Origin of the sequence: Thalassorhabdomicrobium marinisediminis, from assembly GCF_003072065.1 — a bacterium.
Classification (GTDB): Bacteria; Pseudomonadota; Alphaproteobacteria; order Rhodobacterales; family Rhodobacteraceae; genus Octadecabacter; species Octadecabacter marinisediminis.
In genome coordinates this window covers 124637-147406 of the sequence record NZ_QCYG01000001.1, presented here as the reverse complement: position 1 = coordinate 147406, position 22770 = coordinate 124637, and the positions used below count along the sequence as shown (strand labels likewise).

Annotated in this window: 30 protein-coding genes, 1 tRNA gene and 1 pseudogene; 6 read left to right on the top strand and 26 right to left on the bottom strand. The window is 65.1% G+C overall.

Features of this window, described 5'->3' with window-relative positions; genetic code table 11:
• Positions 1-2: 2 nt before the first annotated feature.
• The 18 genes from DC363_RS00760 to fabF form a co-directional block, all read right to left on the bottom strand.
• The gene (locus DC363_RS00760) at positions 3-434 is read right to left on the bottom strand and encodes an NlpC/P60 family protein (RefSeq protein ID WP_108639218.1); all 432 of its coding nucleotides are present in this window, start codon (positions 432-434) and stop codon (positions 3-5) included.
• Complete coding sequence (locus DC363_RS00755) at positions 431-1321, bottom strand: DUF2163 domain-containing protein (protein WP_108639217.1); 891 nt, start codon at positions 1319-1321, stop codon at positions 431-433. Before DC363_RS00755 ends, DC363_RS00760 begins: the two co-directional genes overlap by 4 nt.
• Positions 1318-1950: a DUF2460 domain-containing protein gene (locus DC363_RS00750; RefSeq protein ID WP_108639216.1), complete on the bottom strand. Its 633-nt coding sequence runs from the start codon at positions 1948-1950 to the stop codon at positions 1318-1320. Before DC363_RS00750 ends, DC363_RS00755 begins: the two co-directional genes overlap by 4 nt.
• A gap of 16 nt (positions 1951-1966) precedes the next feature.
• The gene (locus DC363_RS00745; protein ID WP_108639215.1) at positions 1967-2626 is read right to left on the bottom strand and encodes a phage tail tape measure protein; all 660 of its coding nucleotides are present in this window, start codon (positions 2624-2626) and stop codon (positions 1967-1969) included.
• Positions 2613-2837 (bottom strand): rcc01693 family protein, encoded by a 225-nt coding sequence (locus tag DC363_RS00740; protein WP_277871139.1) that lies wholly within the window; start codon positions 2835-2837, stop codon positions 2613-2615. Before DC363_RS00740 ends, DC363_RS00745 begins: the two co-directional genes overlap by 14 nt.
• Positions 2834-3157, bottom strand: coding sequence for a gene transfer agent family protein (locus tag DC363_RS00735; RefSeq protein ID WP_108639214.1), 324 nt, complete (start codon positions 3155-3157; stop codon positions 2834-2836). The genes DC363_RS00740 and DC363_RS00735 overlap by 4 nt, the downstream gene beginning before the upstream one ends.
• On the bottom strand, positions 3157-3573 hold the full coding sequence (locus DC363_RS00730) for a phage major tail protein, TP901-1 family (RefSeq protein WP_108639213.1): 417 nt from the start codon (positions 3571-3573) through the stop codon (positions 3157-3159). Before DC363_RS00730 ends, DC363_RS00735 begins: the two co-directional genes overlap by 1 nt.
• A gap of 47 nt (positions 3574-3620) precedes the next feature.
• A complete protein-coding gene (locus tag DC363_RS00725) occupies positions 3621-4031 on the bottom strand; it encodes a DUF3168 domain-containing protein (RefSeq protein WP_108639212.1) in 411 nt (136 codons plus the stop codon).
• Positions 4028-4363, bottom strand: a complete 336-nt coding sequence (locus tag DC363_RS00720) for a head-tail adaptor protein (protein ID WP_108639211.1) — start codon at positions 4361-4363, stop codon at positions 4028-4030. Before DC363_RS00720 ends, DC363_RS00725 begins: the two co-directional genes overlap by 4 nt.
• Entirely contained in the window at positions 4363-4959 is a 597-nt protein-coding gene (locus DC363_RS00715) for a head-tail connector protein (protein WP_108639210.1), read from the bottom strand. Before DC363_RS00715 ends, DC363_RS00720 begins: the two co-directional genes overlap by 1 nt.
• A gap of 182 nt (positions 4960-5141) precedes the next feature.
• Positions 5142-6347 (bottom strand): phage major capsid protein, encoded by a 1206-nt coding sequence (locus tag DC363_RS00710; RefSeq protein ID WP_108639209.1) that lies wholly within the window; start codon positions 6345-6347, stop codon positions 5142-5144.
• Between the two features lie 39 nt (positions 6348-6386).
• Entirely contained in the window at positions 6387-6929 is a 543-nt protein-coding gene (locus tag DC363_RS00705; protein ID WP_108639208.1) for an HK97 family phage prohead protease, read from the bottom strand.
• Positions 6930-6940: 11 nt separating this feature from the next.
• Positions 6941-7159, bottom strand: coding sequence for a GTA head formation protein, RCAP_rcc01685 family (locus tag DC363_RS00700; RefSeq protein WP_108639207.1), 219 nt, complete (start codon positions 7157-7159; stop codon positions 6941-6943).
• Positions 7152-8339 carry a phage portal protein gene (locus DC363_RS00695; RefSeq protein ID WP_108639206.1) on the bottom strand — a complete coding sequence of 396 codons (1188 nt, stop codon included), beginning with the start codon at positions 8337-8339 and terminating at the stop codon, positions 7152-7154. The genes DC363_RS00700 and DC363_RS00695 overlap by 8 nt, the downstream gene beginning before the upstream one ends.
• Before the next feature lie 134 nt (positions 8340-8473).
• Positions 8474-9838: a DNA-packaging protein gene (locus DC363_RS00690; RefSeq protein WP_241962885.1), complete on the bottom strand. Its 1365-nt coding sequence runs from the start codon at positions 9836-9838 to the stop codon at positions 8474-8476.
• Positions 9741-10091, bottom strand: a complete 351-nt coding sequence (locus DC363_RS17060) for a hypothetical protein (protein ID WP_241962884.1) — start codon at positions 10089-10091, stop codon at positions 9741-9743. The genes DC363_RS00690 and DC363_RS17060 overlap by 98 nt, the downstream gene beginning before the upstream one ends.
• Positions 10092-10264: 173 nt before the next feature.
• Positions 10265-11440: an endolytic transglycosylase MltG gene (gene mltG / locus DC363_RS00685; protein ID WP_108639204.1), complete on the bottom strand. Its 1176-nt coding sequence runs from the start codon at positions 11438-11440 to the stop codon at positions 10265-10267.
• Between the two features lie 2 nt (positions 11441-11442).
• Entirely contained in the window at positions 11443-12702 is a 1260-nt protein-coding gene (fabF, locus tag DC363_RS00680; protein ID WP_108639203.1) for a beta-ketoacyl-ACP synthase II, read from the bottom strand.
• Between the two features lie 157 nt (positions 12703-12859).
• On the opposite strand from fabF, the gene DC363_RS00675 reads away from it, so the two are divergent.
• Positions 12860-13732, top strand: a complete 873-nt coding sequence (locus DC363_RS00675; RefSeq protein WP_108639202.1) for a PilZ domain-containing protein — start codon at positions 12860-12862, stop codon at positions 13730-13732.
• Between the two features lie 85 nt (positions 13733-13817).
• Here the strand turns inward: DC363_RS00675 and DC363_RS00670 are convergent, their stop codons facing one another.
• The 4 genes from DC363_RS00670 to DC363_RS00655 form a co-directional block, all read right to left on the bottom strand.
• Positions 13818-14051 (bottom strand): acyl carrier protein, encoded by a 234-nt coding sequence (locus DC363_RS00670; RefSeq protein ID WP_108639201.1) that lies wholly within the window; start codon positions 14049-14051, stop codon positions 13818-13820.
• A gap of 192 nt (positions 14052-14243) precedes the next feature.
• Positions 14244-14981 carry a 3-oxoacyl-ACP reductase FabG gene (fabG, locus tag DC363_RS00665; protein ID WP_108639200.1) on the bottom strand — a complete coding sequence of 246 codons (738 nt, stop codon included), beginning with the start codon at positions 14979-14981 and terminating at the stop codon, positions 14244-14246.
• A gap of 3 nt (positions 14982-14984) precedes the next feature.
• Positions 14985-15923, bottom strand: coding sequence for an ACP S-malonyltransferase (gene fabD, locus DC363_RS00660; protein WP_108639199.1), 939 nt, complete (start codon positions 15921-15923; stop codon positions 14985-14987).
• A 105-nt stretch (positions 15924-16028) separates the two neighbouring features.
• Positions 16029-16652, bottom strand: coding sequence for a hypothetical protein (locus tag DC363_RS00655; RefSeq protein WP_108639198.1), 624 nt, complete (start codon positions 16650-16652; stop codon positions 16029-16031).
• Between the two features lie 275 nt (positions 16653-16927).
• Here DC363_RS00655 and rpsF point away from each other — a divergent pair, with 275 nt between their 5' ends.
• From rpsF to rplI, 3 genes are read left to right on the top strand one after another with little or no spacing between them, the layout of a single operon-like run.
• A complete protein-coding gene (rpsF, locus tag DC363_RS00650) occupies positions 16928-17281 on the top strand; it encodes a 30S ribosomal protein S6 (RefSeq protein WP_108639197.1) in 354 nt (117 codons plus the stop codon).
• A gap of 29 nt (positions 17282-17310) precedes the next feature.
• The gene (rpsR, locus tag DC363_RS00645) at positions 17311-17538 is read left to right on the top strand and encodes a 30S ribosomal protein S18 (protein ID WP_049834805.1); all 228 of its coding nucleotides are present in this window, start codon (positions 17311-17313) and stop codon (positions 17536-17538) included.
• A gap of 11 nt (positions 17539-17549) precedes the next feature.
• Positions 17550-18182 (top strand): 50S ribosomal protein L9, encoded by a 633-nt coding sequence (gene rplI, locus DC363_RS00640; RefSeq protein WP_108639196.1) that lies wholly within the window; start codon positions 17550-17552, stop codon positions 18180-18182.
• A gap of 89 nt (positions 18183-18271) precedes the next feature.
• On the opposite strand, the gene DC363_RS00635 is transcribed toward rplI, so the two are convergent.
• The 3 genes from DC363_RS00635 to DC363_RS00625 all read right to left on the bottom strand — a co-directional run bounded on the left by DC363_RS00635 (position 18272) and on the right by DC363_RS00625 (position 20437).
• Positions 18272-18745: a hypothetical protein gene (locus DC363_RS00635; protein WP_108639195.1), complete on the bottom strand. Its 474-nt coding sequence runs from the start codon at positions 18743-18745 to the stop codon at positions 18272-18274.
• 152 nt (positions 18746-18897) lie between these two features.
• Entirely contained in the window at positions 18898-20229 is a 1332-nt protein-coding gene (gene tig / locus DC363_RS00630) for a trigger factor (protein WP_108639194.1), read from the bottom strand.
• A 123-nt stretch (positions 20230-20352) separates the two neighbouring features.
• A tRNA-Leu gene (locus tag DC363_RS00625) sits at positions 20353-20437 on the bottom strand.
• A gap of 293 nt (positions 20438-20730) precedes the next feature.
• On the opposite strand from DC363_RS00625, the gene DC363_RS00620 reads away from it, so the two are divergent.
• The gene (locus tag DC363_RS00620) at positions 20731-21207 is read left to right on the top strand and encodes a Hint domain-containing protein (protein WP_108639193.1); all 477 of its coding nucleotides are present in this window, start codon (positions 20731-20733) and stop codon (positions 21205-21207) included.
• 103 nt (positions 21208-21310) lie between these two features.
• Here the strand turns inward: DC363_RS00620 and DC363_RS00615 are convergent.
• Positions 21311-22126: pseudogene (locus tag DC363_RS00615) on the bottom strand (NAD(P)H-hydrate dehydratase); the annotation flags it as partial.
• A 274-nt stretch (positions 22127-22400) separates the two neighbouring features.
• Between DC363_RS00615 and DC363_RS00610 the strand changes: the two are divergent.
• Positions 22401-22739, top strand: a complete 339-nt coding sequence (locus DC363_RS00610) for a P-II family nitrogen regulator (RefSeq protein WP_108639191.1) — start codon at positions 22401-22403, stop codon at positions 22737-22739.
• The last annotated feature ends 31 nt before the right edge of the window (positions 22740-22770 follow it).

Sequence of the window (22770 nt, the reverse complement as noted above, 5' to 3'; positions counted from 1 at the left end):
AGTTACGCGAAATCCGGGCAGGAAAACCGCGCCACAAGGCGCGACTGCCACGGCGGGGTCAGGGCGCATTCGATCACGCCATGCCCCTGATACGCATGTATAAAACTGGCCTGCGGGCCGATCTCGGCCTGCACGCCCACGTGTTTGGCGACCGCGCCCTGCCGCATCCGGAACACCAGCACATCGCCCGCCGCCGCCCGGTCGCGGGGCTTGGGCGCAAGCCGCGCAGCCAGCGCGCGCAGCAGCCGCTCATCGCCCTGCGGTTCGGACCAGTCGGCGGTGTAGGGCGGCACGGGGATCAGCGGCGTGCCCGTGACCTCGGCCCAGAGGCCGCGCAACAGGCCCAGACAGTCACACCCGATCCCGCGCCGCGCTGCCTGATGCACATAAGGCGTGCCGATCCAGCCGCGCGCGGCGGCGACAATGGAGCTCAAAACAGCCCCTCCCGCCGTTGGCTGCCACCGGTGTTCTGGCCGCCCCGGCTGGGGGTGCTCATCAACCAGTCATCGCCGGGGATGTCGGGAAAGCCCTGATAGTTCAGAAAGTTGCTGAACTTGGCCTTGCAGGTCTCGGCGCGTTTGTCGCAGCCCGCTTCAAGCCGGATCCTGTCACCCGCCACAACGGGCGCGCGCAGGGCTTCCCAGATCTCGACCTCGCGCACGCCGTCGCGAAACCGGTCGCGCTTGATGACCGAGACCAGCCCCGCCGCCGCGCCGCTCAGCACCACCAGCCGCCCGCGCTCGAACCACGCGGGCTCGAACCCGCGCAGGTCGGAGAAGCGAAACCGGCGGTCTTCCTCCAACACCTCAACCGCGACCTCGGTGTGGAACCCCTCGGTCTCCAGATCGAACCGGCAGCGGCTGTCGCCCAGAATGGCGGAACAGGGGGTCTGATAGACCCGCCCCTGCGGCTGGTTGAGCGCTTCGGTCAGCCCGCGCAACTCCGCATGGAAGGCTCCGCCCTCGCGCCGCAGCTCTCCGATATGGCCGGTGAACCGCAGCGATCGCACAGCCACGTCGGCCCAGTTCACCAACCACGCCTGCACCAGCGCGCCGTCGAAACGCCCGGCCTCGATGTCGTCCTCGGTGATCGCCGCGTCCGAGAGCGCGCCCATCGCCTCGGAGTTGTCCACCGCCAGCCCGGTGCCCGAGATGATCGCCCGCGCGGTCAGGCCGGCATCGGCCTTGAAGGTGATCCCGTCGAACGCCAGATCGCGGTCGTGATCGGTGAAGCCGTAAACCGTGCCGTCGCGGCGGGTCAGCGCCCAGCACCGCGCCAGCGTGGTCAGCCCCTGATCCAGATGCTCCTGAAACGCGCTCATATCCGCACCTCGACCAGCGGCACATGGGGCACTTCGCCCGCCTGATAGGTCGCCACCGAGGTCATCAGCGTGTCCATGTCGAAACGCACGGGCACGTCGAACTCATAGCCTGCGGTGATCTCGGCCTGAATGTCCGGCGGGTGGTCAAAGGTCACAAGCCCGGTGTTCAGGTCCACCTCGTAGTCCACGCCCTCAACCAAAGGATCGCCCGAGACCTGCACCTCAACCGTGCCGGCGACCAGCTTTTCGATCGGGCGCGCATAGGCCGCCCCGCCCGAGGTGTAATTCTTTACGATCTGGAACACGGTCTGCACCTCGTCCCCCATGCCGATCAACTGATCGCCGCCGGAGATTTCGCGGCTGGGCTTGGCCGAGCGGTAGTCGGCCCAATCCTTCCAGCGGAACCCATACATCTGCCCGCGCCGGGCTTCGAAGAACGCGATCAGCACCTCAAGATCATCAAGCGAGCGCAGGCCCATCCCGGCGTCGAAGCGGCGGCGCGAATGGGCCCATGGCGTGTTGCGTTCCTCGTGCCCGTTGGCAAGCGTCACGATCTCGGTGCGGCGTTCCGGCCCGCCCAGCGCGCCGAAACTGACATCCGTGGGAAAGCGGACTTCGTGGAAATTCATCTTGGCTGCTCCTGTCCTAGCGGTTGCGCTGGCCACGCCCCAAGGCACGGCCAAGGGTCGCCGCGATCTGGCTCTGGCTGCGCTGGAAACCGGCCACGTCGGGGGTGGTGATGTTCATGGTGATGTTGACCGCCTGCCCGCCTTGCGCCTTGACACCAAGGCTGCCGTCGGGGCCGCGGCTGAGGGGCATGATCGCCTCCGGCCCCGCCTCGCCCATCAGCCCGGTGCCGCTTCGCATGGGGAAGCTGGTGGCCCCCGACACGACGCCCCCCTTGGCAAAAGGCGTCACCCGGCCCTGGGAAATCGCGCCCCCCTTGGCGAAAGGCATCATCGCCGACACCAGCGAGTTGACGCCCCCCGCAAGGATGCTGCCGAAGTGGTCCGTCACCGGCCGCATGGCGTTGTTATAAACCGTGCGCGACATGGCTTGCCCCAAGGTGGCAAAGGCGTCCGACAGGGACTTGCCGTCAAAGACCAACCCGTCAAAGGCGCGGCGCAGCCCGCCGGAAAAGCCGCGCTCCAGATTGCCCAGATCGCGCGTGGTGTCGCCCAACGTGGCCTTCATCCGGCGCAACTGACCCTCAAAGGCGTCGGTCATCGTGGTGACCGAGCCCAGGGTCGCCTCAAGCTGTTTGGCCTCGCTCTCAAGGGCATCGAGCCCGTCAATCTCGTCCATCATCGTCTCCTTCCCGGCCCCCGTCTGGATAGGCCGCGCTGAGTTCATCCAATCTGCGCCGCCCCATGGGCAGCGTGCCCGTGTCGGCCCCCAGCATGAGCCAGAGTTCCGCCGGGGTGAGCGCCCAGAACACATCCGGCGCCAGCCCCAGATCGCGCAGACCCGCCCGCATCAGCGCGGGCCAGTCGAGCGCGGGTTCAGGGCCGCTCACGGGGTGGCGAAGGCGCGGGCGAGAAGCTCCGCCGCCGCCTCGGCCGCGCGCACCGGACCGCCTTCGATCTCGGCGCTCAGCAGGTCGCGCGCCGTGCCGCGCCAGCCGCCGCCGCGCAATCCGGCCACGATCAGCGCCAGCACGTCGCGGGTCGAAAAGGCGCCGCGCTCGAACCGGGCGACCAGCGCCACGAGCGTGTCCTCGCCCAAGCTGGCCTCAAGCTCGGCCAGCGCACCCAGCGTCAGCCGGCATTGGTGCGCCTCACCGTTGAGCATCAGCGCGACCTCGCCGCGCCAGGGGTTGTGCGGCTCGCTTTGCATCACGGGAACGGCGTGAAGATGATCTGGCCAGCCGAGGTCAGCGCCATTTCATAGGTCGCCTCACCGTCATGGGTGCCGGCGTAGTCGATGGACGAGACCTGAAACGGCCCCTCCATGGTGCCGAAATCCGGCACGATCACCTGAAAGTCCGGCGTCTCGCCCGCGAAGAAAATCTCGCGCACGCGCTCGTCCGTGGCCTCGTCCTTGAACACGCCCGAGCCGCTGATCGCGGCCGTCTTCACCCCGGCGCTGCCCAGCACCTCGCGCCAGCCACCGGTGCTGTCGAGCGAGGTGACATCCACCGTTTCCGCGTTGAAACTGATCCGCGTGGCCCGCAGGCCCGCCGCGGTCTCGAACTGGCCTCCGCCAGTCATGTCGATCTTGATCAACAGATCCTTGCCGTTCTGGGCTACCATATCGAATACTCCGTAAGGGGTTGAAAATTATCGTCTTTGGCGCAGGCTCAATCGTCCTGCACCCGCGCGCGGAAGGTCAGATCGATGCGGCGCTCATTGCCCTTGGCGACCCGCACCGCGCGCGCTCGAAAGAACGTGAGCGAGACCAGCGTGCCGCGGCTCAGGCTCAGGTCCGCATCAACCAAAGCGTCCGACACCGCCGCCGCCGCCTGTTTCGCGGTGGCAAATCCGGCGCTGTCGGTGACGACCGAAACGGTGAAGCGGTGCTCGGCCCCCGCTCCCGTCCCGTCCGACCGGTCGCGGGCCAGCTCGGGGCCCAGCGTCACGTAAAGCGAGGGCGCGGTGCCCGAGGGGACCGCATCGAAGATGTTCGCGCCGACCAGCGTGCCCAAAGCCGCGTCCGAGGTCAGGGCCTGAAAGATCGCCACCTGCAAGGCGGCGGATACGCCATAGCTCATGCGACGGTCTCCTCTTGCGCGGTGCAGATCAGATAGCGCCCGTCGGCGTCCTGCTCGGCCACCGACAGGATGCGGTAATAGCGCGCGCCTTCGCGGAACCGCTGGTTCGGCTGGGGCCGCGCGTTCGAGGTGGGCGGGGCCGCGCGGGTGATGATGCGGTAAGCCACGCGGCTCAGCGGTGCAGCGATCCCCGCAGCCTCGCGCCCCGTGCGGGCGGTGACATTGGCCCAGACGATCCCCAGCGGCATCCAGCTTTCGGCAAAGCCGCCTGCGCCATCGGGCACCCGTGCGGGCATTTCCAGCACCAGCTTGCGGTTGAGACGATACGCCATCACGCAGCCCCCCCGCCCAGCCGCACGGTGCGGTGCCGCTCGATCAGCGCGCTCACGCCGAAGGGCATGCAGCCGCCATCATACTGCATCTCGTGGCGGTATTCGTAGTAATGCGCGGCCAGCAGCAACACCGCCTGCGCCAGATCGGCGGGCAGATCGCTCCAGTCCGGGCCAAAGCCCGCCAACATCGTGACCGTCGCCGATCCGCCCGTCGGCACCGGCGGCAAGGTGGCGCCGCGCGCGGCCAGCACCGGGCGCTGGATGTCGGGCCTCAGCTGGTAGCGGTCCGCATCAACGGTCACGGCGCCGCCGCCTGCGTCGGTCAGCACCAGCGACACGATGGCCGAGACGGGCGCCAGCGGCAGCGCCTGCGCGTCGGCGGCGCGCCAGCGGGTGACGGTCCAGGAGAAGGTGCGCTCAAGCAGCGCCTTTCCGGTGCGCGCCTCGATCGCGGCCAGCGCCGTGCGCAGGAACCCGTCAAGCAAGCCATCCTGCAGCCCGTCATCGGCAAACCCCGATCCAAGGCGCAAATGGTCTTTGAACTGGGCGACCGGCAGGGCGCTTGCGGGCACGCTGGTGTCTTCGATCAATATCATGGGTCTACTCCGAAAACGGCTGTTCTGTGCGTGGATGGGCCGGTGGGCGGGTCCGGGCGCGTGCCCTCCGCGTCGCTCGGACGGAAGGAAGCAGCTGGACAACACGGAGGTCGGCTCTCGCCGCGCGCGCGCCCGGACCCCGGACGCGGAAGGCAAGCCCTCCGCGCCCGTCTCTGGCGGCCTTAGCTCAGGCCGAACTTGAGAAGCTTGATCGCGGCGAAGTCGCTGATCGCCCCGCCGACGCGCTTGGTGGCATAGAACAACACATGCGGCTTGGCGCTGAAGGGATCGCGCAGCACCCGCAGATCGGGGCGTTCCGCAACCGTATAGCCGTTGCCGAAATCGCCAAAGGCAATCGCCGTGGCGTCCGTAGCGATGTCGGGCATATCCTCGGCCACCAGCACCGGATAGCCCAGCAGGCGCGCAGGCTCGCCGGCGGTCAGCCCGTCGGACCACAGGAACCGCCCGTCGGCGTCTTTCAGCTTGCGCACGGCACCGGCGGTTTTCGAGTTCATCACGAAGGACGCTCCGGCGCGGTATTCCGCGCCCAGCGCATAGACCAGATCGATGACCGCATCGGCCGGATCGGTGGCGTCGAAGTCGCCACTGGTGCCGGTGACCACATAGCCCAGGTTGCCCCAGACCCAGACGTCATTGTCCACCTGCGGCGCGGTCAGAAAGCCCGTGGGCTTGTCGATGCCGTCGCCGTTGATAAAGGCCGCCGCCTCGGAGCGGGCGAACTTGTCGGCGATGCGCTGGGCCAGCCATTCGTCGATGTTGAACGCGCTGTCATCCAGCAGCCGCTGCGACGCTTTCGGCAGCGCCGACAATTCGTGCAAGGGAATGGTGATGCGGTCGATCTGCGGCGTGCCGGTCTCGGCGGTGGGGTCGGTCTCGGTGGCCCAGCCCGCGCCCATCTCGGTGTGATCGATCAGCACGTCATAAGACGTGGCCTCGACGTTCACCACATTGGCGATTGCCCGCAATGACGCAGTGGATGACAACACAGATTGCACCGTGGCCGAGGTCTGCGGATCGACCAGATAGCCCCCGTCGGCGGCCACGGCGGTCGACATGGCTTTGCCCTCAACCTCAAGGCCGCGCAGCGCGTCATCGTCGCCCGAGCGCAGATAGGCCTCGAACGCCTTCTGGTGCGGCGCCCCTTCGGTCACGGCCCCGGCCAGCGCGGGCCGCGCACCTGCAATCATGGATTTGCGATCAAGTTTGGTCATACGGTCGTCCTGCTCTTTCAGCTTGGTGTGAATGTCACGGGTGAAGTCTTTGAAATCGGTCACGAAACCCGCCATCGCGGACTTCAGTTCACGGGCGGGGGTCGCCGCATCGGGCGCAGCCTCCCCGGCCCGGGCCTTGGGCTCAGGTGTCGTCATGTTTCGATCCTTTACGTCGGTTGGGTTGGTGCGCCGCGCCTATCTCTGGCCCAGCACGGCGCGGGCATCCTGAAACGCCCCCGCCAGATCGCGCAGGGTGTCGGCCAAACCGGCATCGCCTTTGGCCCCCACCCGCGCATCGGGAAGCATCGGGAAGGTGACAAGCGACACCTCCCAAAGCTCCAGTTCGGACAGCAGCCGCCCGCCGCTGTCGGACTTGCTTGCACGAACGGTGCGATACCCGATGGAGAGCCCGTCGATGGCCCCCGCCTCGATCAACGCCGCGGCTTCGCGCCCGCGGGCCACATCGCGCAGGATGCGCCCCTTGACCCAAAGCCCCGCCGCATCCTCGCGCACCTCGTCCCAGACGCCGATGGGCTGGGCCGGGTCGTGCTGCCACAGCATCTTGACCCGCGCCCCCTTGCCCGCCAGCGCCCGAAGCGAGGCCGCGTAGGCACCACGGGCCACCACGTCACCGCCCTGATCGGGTTTGCCGAACAGCGAGGCATAGCCGCTGATCCGGGTCCCGTCCTCGACGGCGACACTGTCACCAAGGGCCATGAATTTATGCTCTAAGGTCATGTCTCTTCCTCTCACGGGGTCAGGTTCAGCATCGAATCCACCGCCTGGGCGAGGATCACGGCCACCACGCCGTAGACCGTCAGCCACAAGCGTCGCTCCAGCCGCTGCATCATTTCTTCGATCTTGCCCAACTGGGTGTTGAGCTGGGCGAACTGCAACGCGGCCACGCGCTCATGGGCCTCGATGCGCAGGCTGGGGCCGCACTCGAAGGTCTCGCGATACTCACCCATCGCCCACCTCAAGCGCGGGCAGTCCCAGCAGGCGGCGCTTCTCGGCGTCGGTCAGAAAGCTCGCATCGCCGATCCGCGTCCATTGCGACTGGCGTTCCGCCGCCAGCGCGCTCACCTGATCCAGGTCGGGTTTCAGCTCGAAAGTCGTGCCGGTGAAATCTCCCAGCCAATGGGCCAGCGCACTCACCACCCGGGTGGCCAGCGGCAACACGGTCGAGCGGTAAAAGGCGCGGTTGGCCTCTTGAAAATTTGCGTAGGTTGCGTCGCCGGGGATGCCCAGCAGCATGGGCGGCACGCCGAAGGCCACGGCAATCTCGCGGGCGGCGGCCTCTTTGGTTTTCTGGAACTCCATGTCCGAGGGGCTGAACCCCATGGGCTTCCAGTCGAGCCCCCCTTCCAGCAGCATCGGCCGTCCTGCGTTGCGCGCACCCTGATGCTGGGTCTCCATCTCGCTGAGCAAACGGTCATACTGATCGCTCGACAGTTGGCTCTGGTTGTCCGCGCCCTTGTAAACGATCGCCCCCGACGGCCGCGCCGCATTGTCAAGAAGTGCCTTGCTCCAGCGGCTGGCGGCATTGTGCACGTCCAGCGCCGCCGCCGCCGCCTGCATGGGGGACAGGCCGTAGTGGTCATCCTGGGGATGAAAGCTCTTGATATGGCAGATCGGCGCGGGCCCCTCGCCCAAAGCAAAGCGGTGTTTGCGCCCGCCCACGGTGTAATCATAGGCCACGGGCCAGCCATCGGCCCCGGGCACGACCGTCATCCGGTCCGAGCGCAGCACGTGCAGCTCCACCGGCACGCCCTCGCCGCCCACGGCTTCAACATAGCCGTTGCCGGACAGCAGCACCTGGCCAAACAAAGCCTCAAGCAGCTCTGCCCGGCCCTGCGCGCCATTGGGCCGCGCCAGCAGCGCAAGCACCGGATGGGTGTCGTAGCGGCGTTCGTCGTCCTGCAACACCAGCGGCAGCGACGCGGCGGCTTCGGCGATCATCTTGACCGCGCGAAAGCCCACTGGATTGGCCGCAAAGCCGTGGCGCGTCAGGGTGGCGCTGTCCCGCGCGGACCAGACCGCGCGACCGGCGGTTCCCCAGCCCGCGGCCCGCGCCGCGATGCGCCCGGTGGCCGAGGCCTTCACCTCGACCTGTTCGTCCGCCTCTGGTCGTTTCAAAAACTCAAACATTCAAATCCCCTTTGGTGCCGCTTCGATCTGGCGTCCGATCCAACACGATGCACTTTCGACGAAATCTGTTACCAAGCCCGCAAGCGACCGTGCGCCCCCGGCGCAACGGCCCGAAAAATCGTGCAATACCAAGGCTAAAGCCTGCGCACCTGGGGCGCGCGCCAGCGGCGGGCGGGGTCGATAAACAGCTCGGTCAGCGCCCAGACCAGCGCGTCCACGCGGTCCGGCGACCCCTGGCCTGCATAGCCCTGCGCGGTCATCTGGCACATCTCGTCCTCGAGCGCGCCGAGGTTCGGAAGGTGCCGCACGCGGCCCTGTTCATAAAGCGCGGCCACCGGTTCGGCCCGCAGCCCCTTGCCGCGCGTCGCGTGGACCGCGCGGTAGGGCACGGCCGGATCGATCGACCGCACGATCGCCTCGACCATCGCACCGCCCTGATTGACCTCGGCCACCAGCCGCTCGGCCCCGTGCCGGTCCATCGCCGCAATCGCCGCCGCCGCCCAGTCGTTGGGGCTGGCCCCCTGCACGCTGGCATCTTCCAGCACGTAGACCTGCCACTCGGGCAGGGGCCCCTGCGCCACGATCCCCGCGACGATGATCCCGCAGGCGTCCGAGGCGGCGGTCGCCCCCGCGGGCGGGTCCACCGCGACCACGATACGGTCGAGTTTCGGCACCTCCTTCACGCGCGCCGCCTCGATCTGGTCCGAGGTCCAGAGCGCGCCGTCCACATCGGCCAGCAGAACGCCCTCAAGCTCCTGCCGGCCCAACCGGGTGCCCGCATAGCGGTTCTGCACCTCCTCCAGAAAACTGTCCGCCAGATAGGCGCGGTTGGCCTCGGTGGGCGCATGGGTCGTCACCGTGCTGTCGCGCTCCAGAAGCGCTTTCAATATTCCAACATTTCGCGGCGTCGTGGTGACGCAGGCGCGGGGGTTCTTGCCCAAACGCAACGCGAACTGCATCATGTCCCAGGTCGCTTGTGCCTTGGGCCACTTCGCCAATTCATCAGCCCAGACCGCATCGAATTGCGGCCCGCGCAGGCGTTCGGGATCAAAGGCGGAATAGAGCCGCGCCTCGGCCCCGTTGGGCCACACCAGCATTTGCCGCCCGGCGATCCACGTGGGCCTGCGGTCCGGTGGAGAGCAGGCCAAAATCCCGCTTTCCCCGAAGACCATGACCTCACGCGCCTGTTCCATCGTCTCACCGATCAGCCCGATGCGTTTGGCCTGACCGGGGTCGCGCGGACGCGACCCCTCAACCATGCTGCGGACCCATTCAGCGCCCGCACGGGTCTTGCCCGCCCCGCGTCCGCCCAGGATCACCCAAGAGCGCCAGTCGCCTTCGGGCGGTATCTGATGCTCCAGCGCCCAGAACTCGAACAGATAGGGCAACGCCCGCACCTGTTCATTCGTCAGACTGTCCAGAAACGCCTTGCGGTCGGCAGCACTGGCGGATGCGATTAAGGCGGCACCCGATTTCGTGTCTGAGGTCGTCGAAATCAATCTCGCCTCCTGCCGGTTGATCTGAAAATTTTTCATTGAAGTCCGCCTCCTTCTTGCGAATGTCGGCAAGGGCATCGGTCAGGCGCGCCATCTGTCTGGGCAACAGATCGATGTCCTTGAAGTCGCCGGCGCTCACCAGCTCAAGAACCGCGCTCAACGTCGTGCCGATGGTTTCGAAAAGCTGCCGCGCCTCTTCGATCCGGGCGGCAGCCGTGGTGTGATCGGTGGAGGGTCCACCAGGTTTGGTGCTCATAAGGGAGGATCCCTTTCAGGTTGCTCCGCCCATGAAGCGAAAAACGGGCATCGGGATGGCCCCGACGCCCGCTGATTTTTCGACCAGCGCAGATCACACACTACGCCAAACCGGTTGTTTTTCGAAATCTTTACAGAAGGTTAGCGCCCGTTCGCGCCACGCTTTGTTAACCTTCAGTTGTCCTGCACCGCGTCACGCTCGGCCTCAAGCTGGCGATAAAGCGCGACGTTGCGGTTGTGCTCGTCCAGCGTGGCGGCGAAGTTGTGCCCGTCCCGCGGATCAAGGGTTTTCGCCACGAAGAACAGATAATCGCTGTCCGACGGGTTCAGTGCCGCCTCGATGGACCCGCGCCCCGGATTGGCGATCGGCGTCTCTGGCAGGCCCTGGATCACGTAAGTATTCCAGGGGGTTGCCGCGCGAAGCTCACTCTGGCGCAAACCGCGGCCCAGCACGCCCTTGCCCTCGGTGATGCCGTAGATCACCGTCGGGTCGGTCTGCAGCCGCATGCCCTCGTTCAGCCGGTTCACGAAGACCGAGGCCACGTCGAACCGCTCATCCGAGGTCGAAGCCTCTTTCTCGATGATCGACGCGAGAATCAGCGCCTCCTCGGGGGACTCCAGCGGCAGCCCTTCGGCACGGCCTGCCCAGGCGTCGGCAAGGATGCGCTCCTGCTTGGCCTGCATCTGCGCCAGCAGCGCCTTGACGGAATCACCGGGCTGCACCTCGTATGAATCGGGGGCGAGCATCCCTTCGGGGGGGATTTCGGTGGCGTCATCGGCAAGCACGTCCAGCGCGTTCAGGGCCTGCACCACCTGCCAGCTTGTCACCCCTTCCGAGACCACGATCCGGTATTGCGTGTCGTCATCCTGCCGCGTGCGCAGGTAGTCTTCGGGCGCCTCCACACCCTCTTCGATGTCGAAGCGCACCAGTTCTTCGAATTCACCTTCGGCGGGGTCAAGCTCACGCACCTGCGCGCTCAGCCGGTTGACCGCCACGCGGTAGACCACTTCGGTGCCGCAGGTGTTCTGCCCGCCACGGGTGACGATCTCGGCGATCTCCTCCATCGACGCGCCCGCGGGAACAAGGAAGCTGCCCGCCTTCAGAAGCGCGGATTTGTCGGAATAATCAACGCCCATGCGGAAGATCGCAGGAGAAGAGATCGCATCACGCTCGGCCAGATCCTCACTCACCAGCCTCATGTTCGACCCGGACTGCACCTTCAGGCAGATCGCGTTCTCAAGCGGTCCTTCGGCGGAATATTCGGCCGTGCCCCAAGCAATGACGCCGCCCACAAGGAACAGCGTCACGATCAGGAACGTCAGCGCATTGCTGGCGATATGTTTCCACATGGTCAGTCGACCTTGCCGAAGAGCACCGAAGCATTCGTGCCGCCGAAGCCGAAGGAGTTCGACAGGGCCACATCGATCTTGCGTTCAACCTTGGCTTTGGGGGCCAGATCGACCACGGTTTCCACCGCCGGATTGTCAAGGTTGATGGTCGGCGGCGCCACCTGATCGCGGATCGCGAGGATGCTGAAGATCGCCTCGATCGCGCCAGCCGCACCCAAAAGGTGCCCGGTCGCGGATTTGGTCGAGGACATGGTGACCTTGCTGGCCGCATCGCCCATCATCCGCTCAACCGCGCCCAATTCGATGGTATCGGCCATGGTCGATGTGCCGTGGGCGTTGATGTAATCGATGTCCGCAGGGTCAAGACCCGCATCCTTGAGCGCCATGCGCATTGCCCGCTCACCGCCTTCGCCGTCCTCTGGCGGGGCGGTGATGTGATAGGCGTCCCCGGTGAGGCCATAGCCCAGCACCTCGGCATAGATCTTCGCACCGCGCGCCTTGGCGTGTTCGTAATCCTCAAGCACGACCATGCCCGCGCCCTCGCCCATGACAAAGCCGTCGCGGTCCACGTCATAGGGGCGGCTGGCCGCCTTGGGGTTGTCGCCGTGCTTGGTGCTCAGCGCCTTGCAGGCGTTGAAGCCGGCGATACCGATCTCGCAGATGGTGGCCTCGGCCCCGCCGGCGATCATCACATCCGCGCGGCCCGACTTGATCAGCTGGGTGGCATCGCCAATGGCATGGGCGCCGGTGGAACAGGCGGTGACCACCGCGTGGTTGGGCCCCTTGAAGCCGTATTTGATGGCGATCTGGCCGGAGATCAGGTTGATCAGCGCCCCGGGCACGAAGAACGGAGAGACCCGGCGCGGCCCCTTTTCCTTCATCATCACGGCGGTTTCCGCAATCGAGTTCAGCCCGCCGATGCCCGAGCCGGTCAGAACTCCGGTGCGCTCAAGCGCCTCGGTGTCCTCGGGCGTCCAGTCGGCGTCCTTGACCGCCTGTTCCGCCGCCGCCAGCGCGAACACGATGAAATCATCGACCTTGCGGCGCTCCTTGGCGGGCATATAGGCGTCGGGGTTGAAGGTGCCGTCGCTGCCGTCGCCATAGGGCACTTCGCAGGCATAGGTGGTGGCGAAGCCTTCGGGGTCGAAATGGGTGATCGGTCCGGCGCCGGACTGCCCGTCGAGGATACGCTCCCAGCTTTTTTCGACCCCGTCTGCCAGCGGGGTAACCAATCCTAGTCCTGTAATGACGACGCGACGCATGGGCGTACCTTCTCGTTTTGAAGCTTTCCCCCCTTTACCGTGCATCACCCCGTCGGGGCAAGGGTTCGACAGGGGTCGCGCGGCATCCTTTCGCCCATTAATCCGATGGAAAGGCCGATGGGGTATCGAGCGCGCAACAGGCAAGGAGGCTTGAGCCATGGCGGGGGTCACCGCGTTGAAACGGCTGGCAGGCGTGGTCTGGCTCGCGGTGATGGCGGGTCCGGCGGCGGCACAGATGTGCGCCGTGATGTATGAGGTTGAGCGGCTGGAGGCGGTGCTGATGGTCGCGCCCGAGGCCACGCCCGACGCCGATCCCGCCCGCACCGTGGCCGCCACCATCGGCCAGCTTGTCCGGCGCACGCGGGATCTGTCTGCGTTTGCCACGCGGGACGCGGCCTTCAACCGCGCGGTCGCCGCCTATGTCGCCGATGTGGCGCGGATCCATGGGCGGCAACCCGCCGTCGGTGTGCAAATCACGGCGCGGGCGCTGGCGGTCCCCGCTCATCACGCCCTTCTGCGCCGTATGATGACCCTTGGCACGCCGATCTGCAACGCGGCGAGCGATCCGGCCCCGCCCTCCGAAGACGCGGTCGACACCTCGACGCAGGCCGGAGCCATGTCTGCCCTGCGCGGGCTCGGCGGCGCGGGCGCTGCCACGCGGGTCGCGCTGCTGCTCTCGGCGGTCCTCGCGCTGGTGGCCGTGCTCTTGCGGGCGGCGCGCAACCGTGCGCTGCAAAAGGTCCGTTTCAGTTGCAACGTGCCCGCCATGGTCGAGGATGACGGCGGCGTGCAGCGCCTGCAACTGATCGACATCTCTGCCGTGGGCGCGAAGCTGCGCCTCTCGGGGGACCGGCCTTTGCTTGACCATATTTTCGTGACGCTGGGACGGCGCACCGTGGCCGCACGGGTGGCTTGGCAGAACAGCCATTATGCCGGTCTGGTGTTCCGCCGCACCCTGCCCGCGCGACAGGTGCGGCAAATCTCCAACGGCGAGGTTGAGCGCCGCGCGCCGGACGCCCGCGCCCGTTGAATCGGAACGCCGGACATGAAACCGGACAAGAAAAAAAGGCGGCGCCCTGCGGCACCGCCCTGTCATTCAATCGTCAAAGACCCGTTTACTGGGCTTCTTTGATGAACTTTACGGCATCGCCGAAAGTCTGGATCGTTTCTGCAGCGTCATCGGGGATTTCGATGCCGAATTCCTCTTCGAACGCCATCACGAGCTCAACGGTATCAAGGCTGTCTGCGCCCAGATCGTCGATGAAAGAGGCGCTTTCAACGACTTTGTCTTCTTCAACACCAAGGTGCTCTACTACAATCTTACGAACACGATCTGCGACGTCGCTCATGTTAAATTCCTCATTTCGTTCCGGGCCTTGGGCCCCATTGTTACCCCAACCGCTACGCGATCAAAGCTGATGTTCGGCCCTTGTTAGAACCTCATACAGAATGCGACGTTGGGTCACAATTCCAATTTCTGCGCCGCCTATAGCAGAGATTCCCGCCGTGGCAAACGCTTTCAGGTGCCCTCAACATAGGGGTCACAGCATCGCCATGCCACCATTAACATGCAAAGTCGTGCCGGTCACATAGCCCGCCTGCTCGCTTGCAAGATAGAGGGCGGCGGCGGCGATCTCTTCCGGCGTGCCCATCCGGCCCGCGGGAATCTGCTGGTCGATCTTGGCTTTCTGATCGTCCGTCAGCTTGTCGGTCATGGCCGTGGCGATAAAGCCGGGGGCCACGCAATTGACTGTGATCCCGCGCGATGCGACCTCGGCGGCGATCGACTTGCTCATCCCCACCATGCCCGCTTTGGACGCTGCGTAATTCGCCTGACCGGCGTTGCCCGTGGCCCCCACGATAGAGCTGATGTTCACGATGCGGCCCCAGCGGGCTTTCATCATGCCCCGGATCACGCCCTTGCACAGGCGCATGGTCGAAGTGAGGTTCACATTGATCACATCGGCCCATTCGTCATCGCTCATCCGCATGAACAGCTGGTCGCGGGTGATTCCGGCGTTGTTGACCAGAATATCGACCGAGCCCATGGTCTCAGCCGCCTGTTTGGGCAGCGCATCGACCGCGGCTGCGTCGCTCAGGTTGCACGGCAGCACGTGGGCCCGCTCGCCCAGGTCCGCCGCCAAAGCTTCAAGCGGGGCTTCGCGCGTGCCCGACAGGCCCACGGTGGCCCCTGCGGCGTGCAGGGTTCTGGCAATCTCGCCGCCGATGCCGCCCGACGCGCCGGTGACCAGCGCATTTTTTCCTGTCAAATCAAACATGTTCTATCCTTCGTTGAGTGCGGCCGCCGCCGCTTTCACGTCGTCCGGCGTGCCCACGGCCCGTGTCGCAATGCTGCGATCGACCCGTTTGACCATGCCGCTCAGGGCCTTGCCTGCGCCGATTTCCCAGACCTCGGTCACACCGGCGCCGGCCATCCATTGCACGCTTTCGCGCCAGCGCACCGAACCGGTCACCTGTTCGACCAACAATGTCTTGATGTCGCTGGCATCGACGGCTTCGGCGCGCACGTTGGCGATCAGGGGCACGGCGGGGGCCTGCATCTCGACCCCGTCCAGCGCGTCCTGCATCACCTTGGCGGCGGGGGCCATCAGCGAGGAATGGAACGGCGCGGAGACCGGCAGCAACATGGCCCGTTTCGCGCCCTTCGCCTTGGCGATCTCGACCGCACGTTCCACGGCGGCCTTGTGGCCGGACACGACCACCTGACTGGGGTCATTGTCATTGGCCGCTTCGCAGACTTCGCCCTGGGCCGCCTCTTCCGCGACCGCCTTGGCCGCGTCGAAGTCCATGCCCAGAAGCACCGCCATCGCGCCCACGCCCACGGGCACCGCGTCCTGCATCGCCTCACCGCGGATGCGCAACAGACGGGCGGTGTCGGCCAGGCTCAGCGCACCCGCCGCGGCCAGCGCGGAATATTCGCCCAGCGAATGCCCCGCCACATAGGAGGCCGCGTCAATCGTCACGCCCTCGGCCTCAAGCGCGCGCATCGCCGCCAGCGAGGTCGCCATAAGCGCGGGCTGCGCGTTGCGGGTCAGGGTCAAGTCGGCAATGTCACCGGACCAGATCAGGTCGGACAGCTTCTCGCCCAGGGCGGCGTCCACCTCGTCGAAGACCGCTTTTGCGGCCGGATACGCCTCGGCCAGGGCCTGCCCCATGCCGATGGTCTGGGCGCCCTGCCCCGGAAAGATGAATGATTTCATACTGCACCCTTGTTTTGCCAGCCCTAGGGTTAGCGCGGGGAACAAGGGCGCACAAGCGCATCCTGTGTGAAGACGGGCTGCAAAGGCGGGCTTTCGCGGGCCGTGTCAGCCCTGCAAGGGCCCCGACCAGACCGCTTCGCGTGCAGACCCGGCCTGCTCAAGCCCACAATCGGCAGACAGGCGGTCGCGCAGGCTGTACAGCGCGGTCACAGCCCCGTCGCCCACCGCGATCCGGGCGTCGTCCTGCAACGTCACATGAACCTGCCCCAGACTGGGATGCATGATCGATGGCACCACGGTCACCGAGCGCACCGTGTCCAGCCCGTGGCGGGTCAGCACGATCGACGCCCCCGTCAGCCCCTTGACCACTTCGCGCAGCTCGCCCGCGTTCTTGTCCACTTGCACCTGCACCCGCGTGCTGCGGCCCGCGAAATGCGCAAGGCACCCCGACAGGATCAACAGCCCGAAGGAAATCAGCGCCTTGGAGACTGCCGCCGCGCCGGTAAATGCGCCGTCGGGCAGCAACCAGACGGCGGCCGCGGCCAGAAAGGCGCCGATGGTGACCAACAGGGTCACGCCCCGCGCCAGCACCGCCAGATCGACCACCTGTTCGTTGAAACTGACCTCGTAGCCCCAAAACCGCTCGGACACGCGCGGATAGTGGAAATCCGGCGGCGTGGCTGTCCCCAGGCGCGAGGGTCGGGCGAAGGTGTCAGGTAGTGCGGTCATGGGCTCTGCTCCGTTGCTCACTGTCAGCTTTTGCGCGAACTTCGGCACAAACGCGGCAGGTCCGTGGTGATACGGGGGAAAATTAACCTTTTGGTAAGATATTTCCGGCCATACGCGCCCCGGGCGCGCCGATCCCCCCTTGATCCTGACCCGCCCCTCTGTATAAGGCCCCAATCCTCCCGCAGCATATTATGACCTGCGCAGGCTCTCGTGGGCGAGAGCGGGAGGGGTCACCCTCGCCCTATGAAATGCGCTGAATTTGACTGGAGTATCGCATGCCTCTTTACGAGCATACGTTCATTGCGCGTCAGGACCTGTCCAACACGCAAGCCGAAAGCCTTATCGAACACTTCTCCACGGTTCTCGCGGACAACGACGGCAAAGTTGTTGAATCCGAGTACTGGGGCGTCAAGACGATGGCCTACAAGATCAACAAGAACCGCAAGGGCCACTACGCCTACATCCGCTCTGACGCACCGGCCGCCGCCGTGCAAGAGATGGAGCGTCTGATGCGCCTGCACGACGACGTGATGCGCGTCCTGACCATCAAGGTCGACGAGCACGAGGAAGGCCCCTCTGTGCAGATGCAGAAACGTGACGAGCGCGACAGCCGCCGCGAACGCCGCTAATTCAGCCGATCAGATAAGGACCATAACCCATGGCTACAAAACCATTTTTCCGCCGTCGCAAGTCCGATCCGTTCGAGGGTGAAAACGCCCCGAAGATCGACTACAAAGACACCCGCACCCTGCAGCGCTACATCTCTGAGCGTGGCAAGATCGTGCCGTCCCGCATCACCGCAGTTGGCGCCAAGAACCAGCGAGCGCTGGCCCGTGCCATCAAGCGCGCACGGTTCCTCGCCCTGCTGCCCTACGCCGTTAAGTAAGGAGAGTTCCAATGGATGTTATCCTTCTCGAACGTGTCGCGAAGCTTGGTCAGATGGGCGAAGTCGTCGCCGTCAAACCCGGTTACGCCCGCAACTTCCTGATCCCCACGGGCAAGGCGCTGCGCGCCAACGACGCCAACATGGCGGTCTTTGAAGCGCAAAAGGCCCAGCTTGAGGCCCGCAACCTCGAGACCAAGAAAGAAGCCGAAGATCTGGCTGCGAAGCTCGACGGTGAATCCTTCATCGTGATTCGCTCGGCATCGGACGGCGGCAGCCTTTATGGCTCGGTCACCACCCGTGACGCCGCCGAAGCCGCCAACGAGAACGGCTTCTCGATCGATCGCAAACAGGTCGTGCTGCTGGATCCGATCAAGGAGCTGGGCATTCACGAAGTGTCCATCAAGCTGCACCCAGAGGTTGACGCCAAGATCAAGCTGAATGTCGCGCGCTCCCCCGAGGAAGCCGAGCTTCAGGCTGCAGGCAAGACCATTGCCGAACTGGCCGCCGAAGAAGAAGCCGCCGCTGACTTCGAGATTCAAGAGCTCTTCGACGACATCGGTGCTGCCGGTCTGGACGACTACGGTGATGAACAGGCGGCCCCCGCCGAAGCTTCCACCGATGAGGCTGCCTCTGACGAGGACTGATCCCGTCAGACTTCAAAACAGAACGGGCCGTGCATCATGCGCGGCCCGTTTTCGTTTGTGGTCATCAGACCGCCTGACGGCCTGCGCTGTTAATAGGCGCTCATCATCAGAACCGCATCGCAATAGGCCCCGTCATAAGTGCCGACCCAGATGTCGATCTGCCCGCTTTGGGGGCGCGTCAGCACGATCTGCGGGTCCAGATTGCCCGCGTCGTCATCGTCGTAATACCACGTCGCCGTGCCCGTGTTGATCAGAAGCGCACTGTCGCAATTGCTGCGCACCTCAAGCTTGAGGGTCCGCCCCTCAATCCCGTTGACGAAAATGCGCGCGTCGGGGGAAGAGCCGAAATAACCGTCACCGGTGTCGGTCTGGGGCCGGACGTTCCGGCAGCTCCAGATATTATTGTCGCCCCCCGCCGTCAAAGACAGTTGCTGACCCGCGCGCAACTGCCCCATGGATACATTATATTGTCCGTAAATCGGATTAAGGCTCCAATTCGGGCAAGCCTGCGCTGTGCCGGCAAATCCGATCAAAGCGGCAAGGGTAAGAAGTAAACGTTTCATAATAATCTCCGGTTCGCAAAGTGCCCCCAGCGTAAACCGCAAACGCGGGATTGTCCTAGGGTAAACTTTGGCCTGCCCTGCCCACGCCGACACCGGCAACGAAAAAGGCCGCCCCGATCCGGGACGGCCTTTGTGTTGGCGATGTGGCGCGATTATTCTTCGTCGAGCGCTTCGACAGCCTTTTGCAGATCGTCTTTCGAGACCTCTTTCTCGCTCACGTCGGCCTGCTCGAGAATGTGGTCAACGACCTTGTCTTCGAACAGGGGTGCGCGGATCTGCTGCTGCATCTGCTGGTTCTGCTGCACGAATTCGAAGAACTGGCGCGCCTGGTTGCCGTATTGACGGGCCTGGTTCATCACCGCCTGGGTGAATTCCGCGTCGGAAACCTGCACTTCGGCCTTCTGACCGATCTCGGCCAGAAGCAGACCCAGCTTCACGCGGCGCTCGGCCAGCTTGGTGTGCTCTTCGGTGGGCTCGATCTCGGGGTGGTCGTGGCCCTGAACGTCGGGGTTTTCCTCATGCCAGAGCTGGTGAGCGATCTGACCGGCTTCGGCTTCGACCAGCGACGGTGGCAGCTCGAAGTCGACCTTCTCGTCCAGCGCGTCCAGCAGGGCACGCTTGGTCACCGCACGGGCGGCCCCCGCGTATTCCTCTTCCAGCTTCTCGCGAATCTGGCCCTTCAGACCGTCCAGATCCTCGGCACCGAACTGCTTGGCCATCTCATCGTCGATCTCGGCGGCCTGAGGCGCCTTGACGTTGTGGATCTTGCATTCGAACACGGCTTTTTTGCCGGCGAGGTGTTCAGCGTTGTACTCTTCGGGGAAGGTGACTTCGACGTCTTTCTCTTCGCCGGCCTTTACGCCGACCAGACCTTCTTCGAAGCCGGGGATGAACTGACCCGAACCAAGCACCAGCGCGTGGCCTTCGGCGGCACCGCCCTCGAAGGGCTCACCGTCGACCTTGCCGAGGAAGTCGAAGATCACCTGATCGCCGTCCTGTGCGGCCGCACCTTCTTCGCGGTCCTCGAAGTTCTGCGCGGTCTCGGCCAGATTGGTCAGAGCTTCATCGACAGAGGCGTCGTCGGCCTTGACGACCATCTTCTCGAGCTTGATGTCCGAGAAATCGACCTCGGGCACGTCGGGCAGCGCTTCATAGGACACGGTGACGACCACATCGTCGCCTTCTTTCCAGTCCTCGTTCGCCATCTTCATTTCGGGCTGCATCGCGGGACGGTCGCCGCTTTCTTCCAGGTGCTTGTTCATCGCACCATCGACCGATTCCTGCATGGCTTCGCCCAGAACCTTCGGGCCGAACTGCTTTTTCAGCAGCGACATGGGCACCTTGCCCTTGCGGAACCCCTTCATCTCGATCTCGGGCTGGGCCTCTTTCAGCTTGTCGTTGACCGTTGCGTCCAACTCGGCTGCGGTGATCGTAATCTCGTAGCCACGCTTGAGACCTTCGTTCAGGGTCACTTTGACCGTCATGGTAAATTCCTTATCAATCACGCCCCAAAGGGGCGATATCAACCACGCCCCGAAGGGGGCGATATCAACCACGCCCCAAAGGGGGGCGATTCCTTCAACTCCCCCGCCGAAACGGGGACATTCTGGTGCGGGTGAAGGGACTTGAACCCCCACGCCTTGCGGCGCCAGAACCTAAATCTGGTGCGTCTACCAATTCCGCCACACCCGCAACGATCCCAGAAGGGGCCGACAGGCGCCCCCCTCCAAAGTTGCGCACCTCCTAACAAAGACCTTTGCCGGATGCGAGAGAAAAACAGCGCCCCGCCCGTGCAAAACCGCGCGCATTTCAGGGCGGCGGCGCGGATTGGGCAGCGCGCAGGGGCAAATTTACGGCGTGGCGCAAAAGACTCAGCGCGCCGCCGACACGGTTTCGCGCCACAATTGTCCTTTTCGTAACGCTTTCTTGCCATATTCTGATGCGAAAAACGATGGCAGAAACATAGCACAGAGCGAGAAACGCCAATGCACGTGGGACAGACACAGGATTTCAAAGACGGTATCGCCGTGGCCGCAAGGGCCGCGAATGTGGCGGGGCTGACCGAAGGCACGACGGTGATGACCCTTGACGGAGAGTTGCCCGTCGAACACCTGACACCGGGCGACCGGATCATCACCCGCGATGCGGGCATGTCGATCCTGCGCGATATCCGCCGGTCAGAGGTTTTCGTCGCCCCGATCCGCATCAAGGCGGGGTCTCTGGGGCACACGCGGCCGCAATCGGACATGCAGGTGGGACCCGACACGCTGGTCCATATCCGCGACTGGCGGGCCAAGGCGCTGTTCGGGGCAGACGTGGCCATGGTCAAGGCGCGACGTCTGATCGACGGAGAATTCGTCTCGGAAGCTGCGCCGCGGAAGATGACCGTGCATGAGCTGATCTTCGACCGGCAACACATTCTTTATGCGGACGGGCTTGAGGTGGCCTCGGCGGCGGTCTGACACCTCGGCAGCTTGGAAAAGATCGTTTTGACGGAGCAGCGCAGCCTTTAGGGGCTGCGTTTTGTTTTGGCGGCGGAATTAGGTATTTGTGGACCAGAGAAGGTCAGAGGCCCAGCGCCCGGAACACCGGAGGCAGCGCCTCTGGCAGGTCTTCGGCGATAAGGCCGGGGCCAAAGTGGCGCGCGCTTTCGCTGTGCAACCATGCGCCCAGCCCGGCAGCGTCAAAGGGCGGTTGCCCCCGTGCCAGCAACCCCGTGATCACCCCCGAAAGGACATCCCCTGCCCCTGCGGTGGCGAGCCACGGCGTCGCCCGCGCGCCGGTGCTGTCATTGATCGCGCAGGCCCCCGCAGCGTCGGCAATCACGGTCTGCGGACCTTTGAGCAAAACCGTGCAGCCGGCCCGCTTTGCAGCGGCGCGGGTCGCATCGGGTTTGTCGCAGGTGCCGCGGTCTAGCGCTTGCGCCAGATCCGGGAACAGCCGCGCGAACTCGCCGCCATGGGGGGTGAGCACACATGCCTCGTGTAACCTGTCGAAGAGCGCGTCCGAGCGGGCCAGCAACGTAAGCGCATCCGCGTCGAGCACGCAGGCCCGACCCGAGGCCAGCGCCGTCTCGACCAAAGCCTCTTCCCGGTCGGACAGGCCGAAGCCCGGACCAAGACAAAGCGCATTAAGCCGGTCGTCACGCAGCACATCCGCAAGCGCCGCAGCGTCGGCCACCCGTTGCAGCATGACCGCCGTGACCTGCATCGCCACCTCAAGCTGGGCACTGGGCGGCACGCCAAGGGTCACCGCCCCGGCCCCGACCCGCAGCGCCGCGCGCGCCGCCAACCGCGCCGCGCCGCTGCGCCCGGCGCCGCCCGACAGGACCAGCGCATGCCCGTAGTCGTATTTATGCCCCGAATGCTTGCCGAGGCCTGCTGTAAGGATGTCGTCGCGGTCTAGCGTCTTGATCGTCTGGCCCATGGTGCCCCTTTCCCGTGCTGGCAAAATGGTATCGCCGCCCGGCTGCATTTCAACCATCGGCTAAGGCGCGGTTCGCGGGATGCCGATTATGCGGGCAAAACGCCCAATTTTTAGGCAATCGCCTTGGAATCGCACCGCCCCCCCCTATCCTTTCGTGCAAGCGCGTTGTGGCCTGCCGGAAAAGCTGGTCTCACATCCCCGACGTCAAGCGTTCCAAGGAGACTGCCCCGTGAAGAAGATCGAAGCCATCATCAAGCCGTTCAAGCTGGACGAGGTGAAAGAGGCCCTGCAAGAGGCCGGGATTCAGGGGTTAAGCGTGGTCGAGGTCAAGGGCTTCGGCCGCCAGAAAGGCCACACGGAACTCTATCGCGGTGCCGAATATGTGGTCGATTTCCTGCCCAAGGTGAAGATCGAGGTCGTCCTGCCGGACGATCAGGTCGACGGCGCAATCGACGCGATCATCGAGGCCGCGCGCACCGACAAGATCGGCGACGGCAAGATCTTCGTCTCGGACGTAAGCCAGGCCATCCGCATCCGCACCGGTGAACAGGGCGACGACGCCCTGTAACCGCCCCCCATTTCCCCACACAGAAAGACAC

Excerpts from the sequence above, each read along its gene's own strand:
- DC363_RS00700 (WP_108639207.1), bottom strand. The coding sequence starts at position 7,159 with ATGGGTGAGTATCGCGAGACCTTCGAGTGCGGCCCCAGCCTGCGCATC.
- DC363_RS00720 (WP_108639211.1), bottom strand. The coding sequence starts at position 4,363 with ATGGCGTATCGTCTCAACCGCAAGCTGGTGCTGGAAATGCCCGCACGG.
- DC363_RS00710 (WP_108639209.1), bottom strand. The coding sequence starts at position 6,347 with ATGACGACACCTGAGCCCAAGGCCCGGGCCGGGGAGGCTGCGCCCGAT.
- DC363_RS00730 (WP_108639213.1), bottom strand. The coding sequence starts at position 3,573 with ATGGTAGCCCAGAACGGCAAGGATCTGTTGATCAAGATCGACATGACT.
- fabG (WP_108639200.1), bottom strand. The coding sequence starts at position 14,981 with ATGTTTGATTTGACAGGAAAAAATGCGCTGGTCACCGGCGCGTCGGGC.
- fabD (WP_108639199.1), bottom strand. The coding sequence starts at position 15,923 with ATGAAATCATTCATCTTTCCGGGGCAGGGCGCCCAGACCATCGGCATG.
- rpsF (WP_108639197.1), top strand. The coding sequence starts at position 16,928 with ATGCCTCTTTACGAGCATACGTTCATTGCGCGTCAGGACCTGTCCAAC.
- DC363_RS00750 (WP_108639216.1), bottom strand. The coding sequence starts at position 1,950 with ATGAATTTCCACGAAGTCCGCTTTCCCACGGATGTCAGTTTCGGCGCG.
- DC363_RS00715 (WP_108639210.1), bottom strand. The coding sequence starts at position 4,959 with ATGATATTGATCGAAGACACCAGCGTGCCCGCAAGCGCCCTGCCGGTC.
- DC363_RS00705 (WP_108639208.1), bottom strand. The coding sequence starts at position 6,929 with ATGACCTTAGAGCATAAATTCATGGCCCTTGGTGACAGTGTCGCCGTC.
- DC363_RS00620 (WP_108639193.1), top strand. The coding sequence starts at position 20,731 with ATGCACGTGGGACAGACACAGGATTTCAAAGACGGTATCGCCGTGGCC.
- DC363_RS00675 (WP_108639202.1), top strand. The coding sequence starts at position 12,860 with ATGGCGGGGGTCACCGCGTTGAAACGGCTGGCAGGCGTGGTCTGGCTC.
- DC363_RS00735 (WP_108639214.1), bottom strand. The coding sequence starts at position 3,157 with ATGCAAAGCGAGCCGCACAACCCCTGGCGCGGCGAGGTCGCGCTGATG.
- DC363_RS00655 (WP_108639198.1), bottom strand. The coding sequence starts at position 16,652 with ATGACCGCACTACCTGACACCTTCGCCCGACCCTCGCGCCTGGGGACA.
- mltG (WP_108639204.1), bottom strand. The coding sequence starts at position 11,440 with ATGTGGAAACATATCGCCAGCAATGCGCTGACGTTCCTGATCGTGACG.
- DC363_RS00725 (WP_108639212.1), bottom strand. The coding sequence starts at position 4,031 with ATGAGCTATGGCGTATCCGCCGCCTTGCAGGTGGCGATCTTTCAGGCC.
- DC363_RS00695 (WP_108639206.1), bottom strand. The coding sequence starts at position 8,339 with ATGTTTGAGTTTTTGAAACGACCAGAGGCGGACGAACAGGTCGAGGTG.
- DC363_RS00755 (WP_108639217.1), bottom strand. The coding sequence starts at position 1,321 with ATGAGCGCGTTTCAGGAGCATCTGGATCAGGGGCTGACCACGCTGGCG.
- DC363_RS00635 (WP_108639195.1), bottom strand. The coding sequence starts at position 18,745 with ATGAAACGTTTACTTCTTACCCTTGCCGCTTTGATCGGATTTGCCGGC.
- DC363_RS00670 (WP_108639201.1), bottom strand. The coding sequence starts at position 14,051 with ATGAGCGACGTCGCAGATCGTGTTCGTAAGATTGTAGTAGAGCACCTT.
- tig (WP_108639194.1), bottom strand. The coding sequence starts at position 20,229 with ATGACGGTCAAAGTGACCCTGAACGAAGGTCTCAAGCGTGGCTACGAG.
- rplI (WP_108639196.1), top strand. The coding sequence starts at position 17,550 with ATGGATGTTATCCTTCTCGAACGTGTCGCGAAGCTTGGTCAGATGGGC.
- DC363_RS17060 (WP_241962884.1), bottom strand. The coding sequence starts at position 10,091 with ATGAGCACCAAACCTGGTGGACCCTCCACCGATCACACCACGGCTGCC.
- fabF (WP_108639203.1), bottom strand. The coding sequence starts at position 12,702 with ATGCGTCGCGTCGTCATTACAGGACTAGGATTGGTTACCCCGCTGGCA.
- rpsR (WP_049834805.1), top strand. The coding sequence starts at position 17,311 with ATGGCTACAAAACCATTTTTCCGCCGTCGCAAGTCCGATCCGTTCGAG.
- DC363_RS00745 (WP_108639215.1), bottom strand. The coding sequence starts at position 2,626 with ATGGACGAGATTGACGGGCTCGATGCCCTTGAGAGCGAGGCCAAACAG.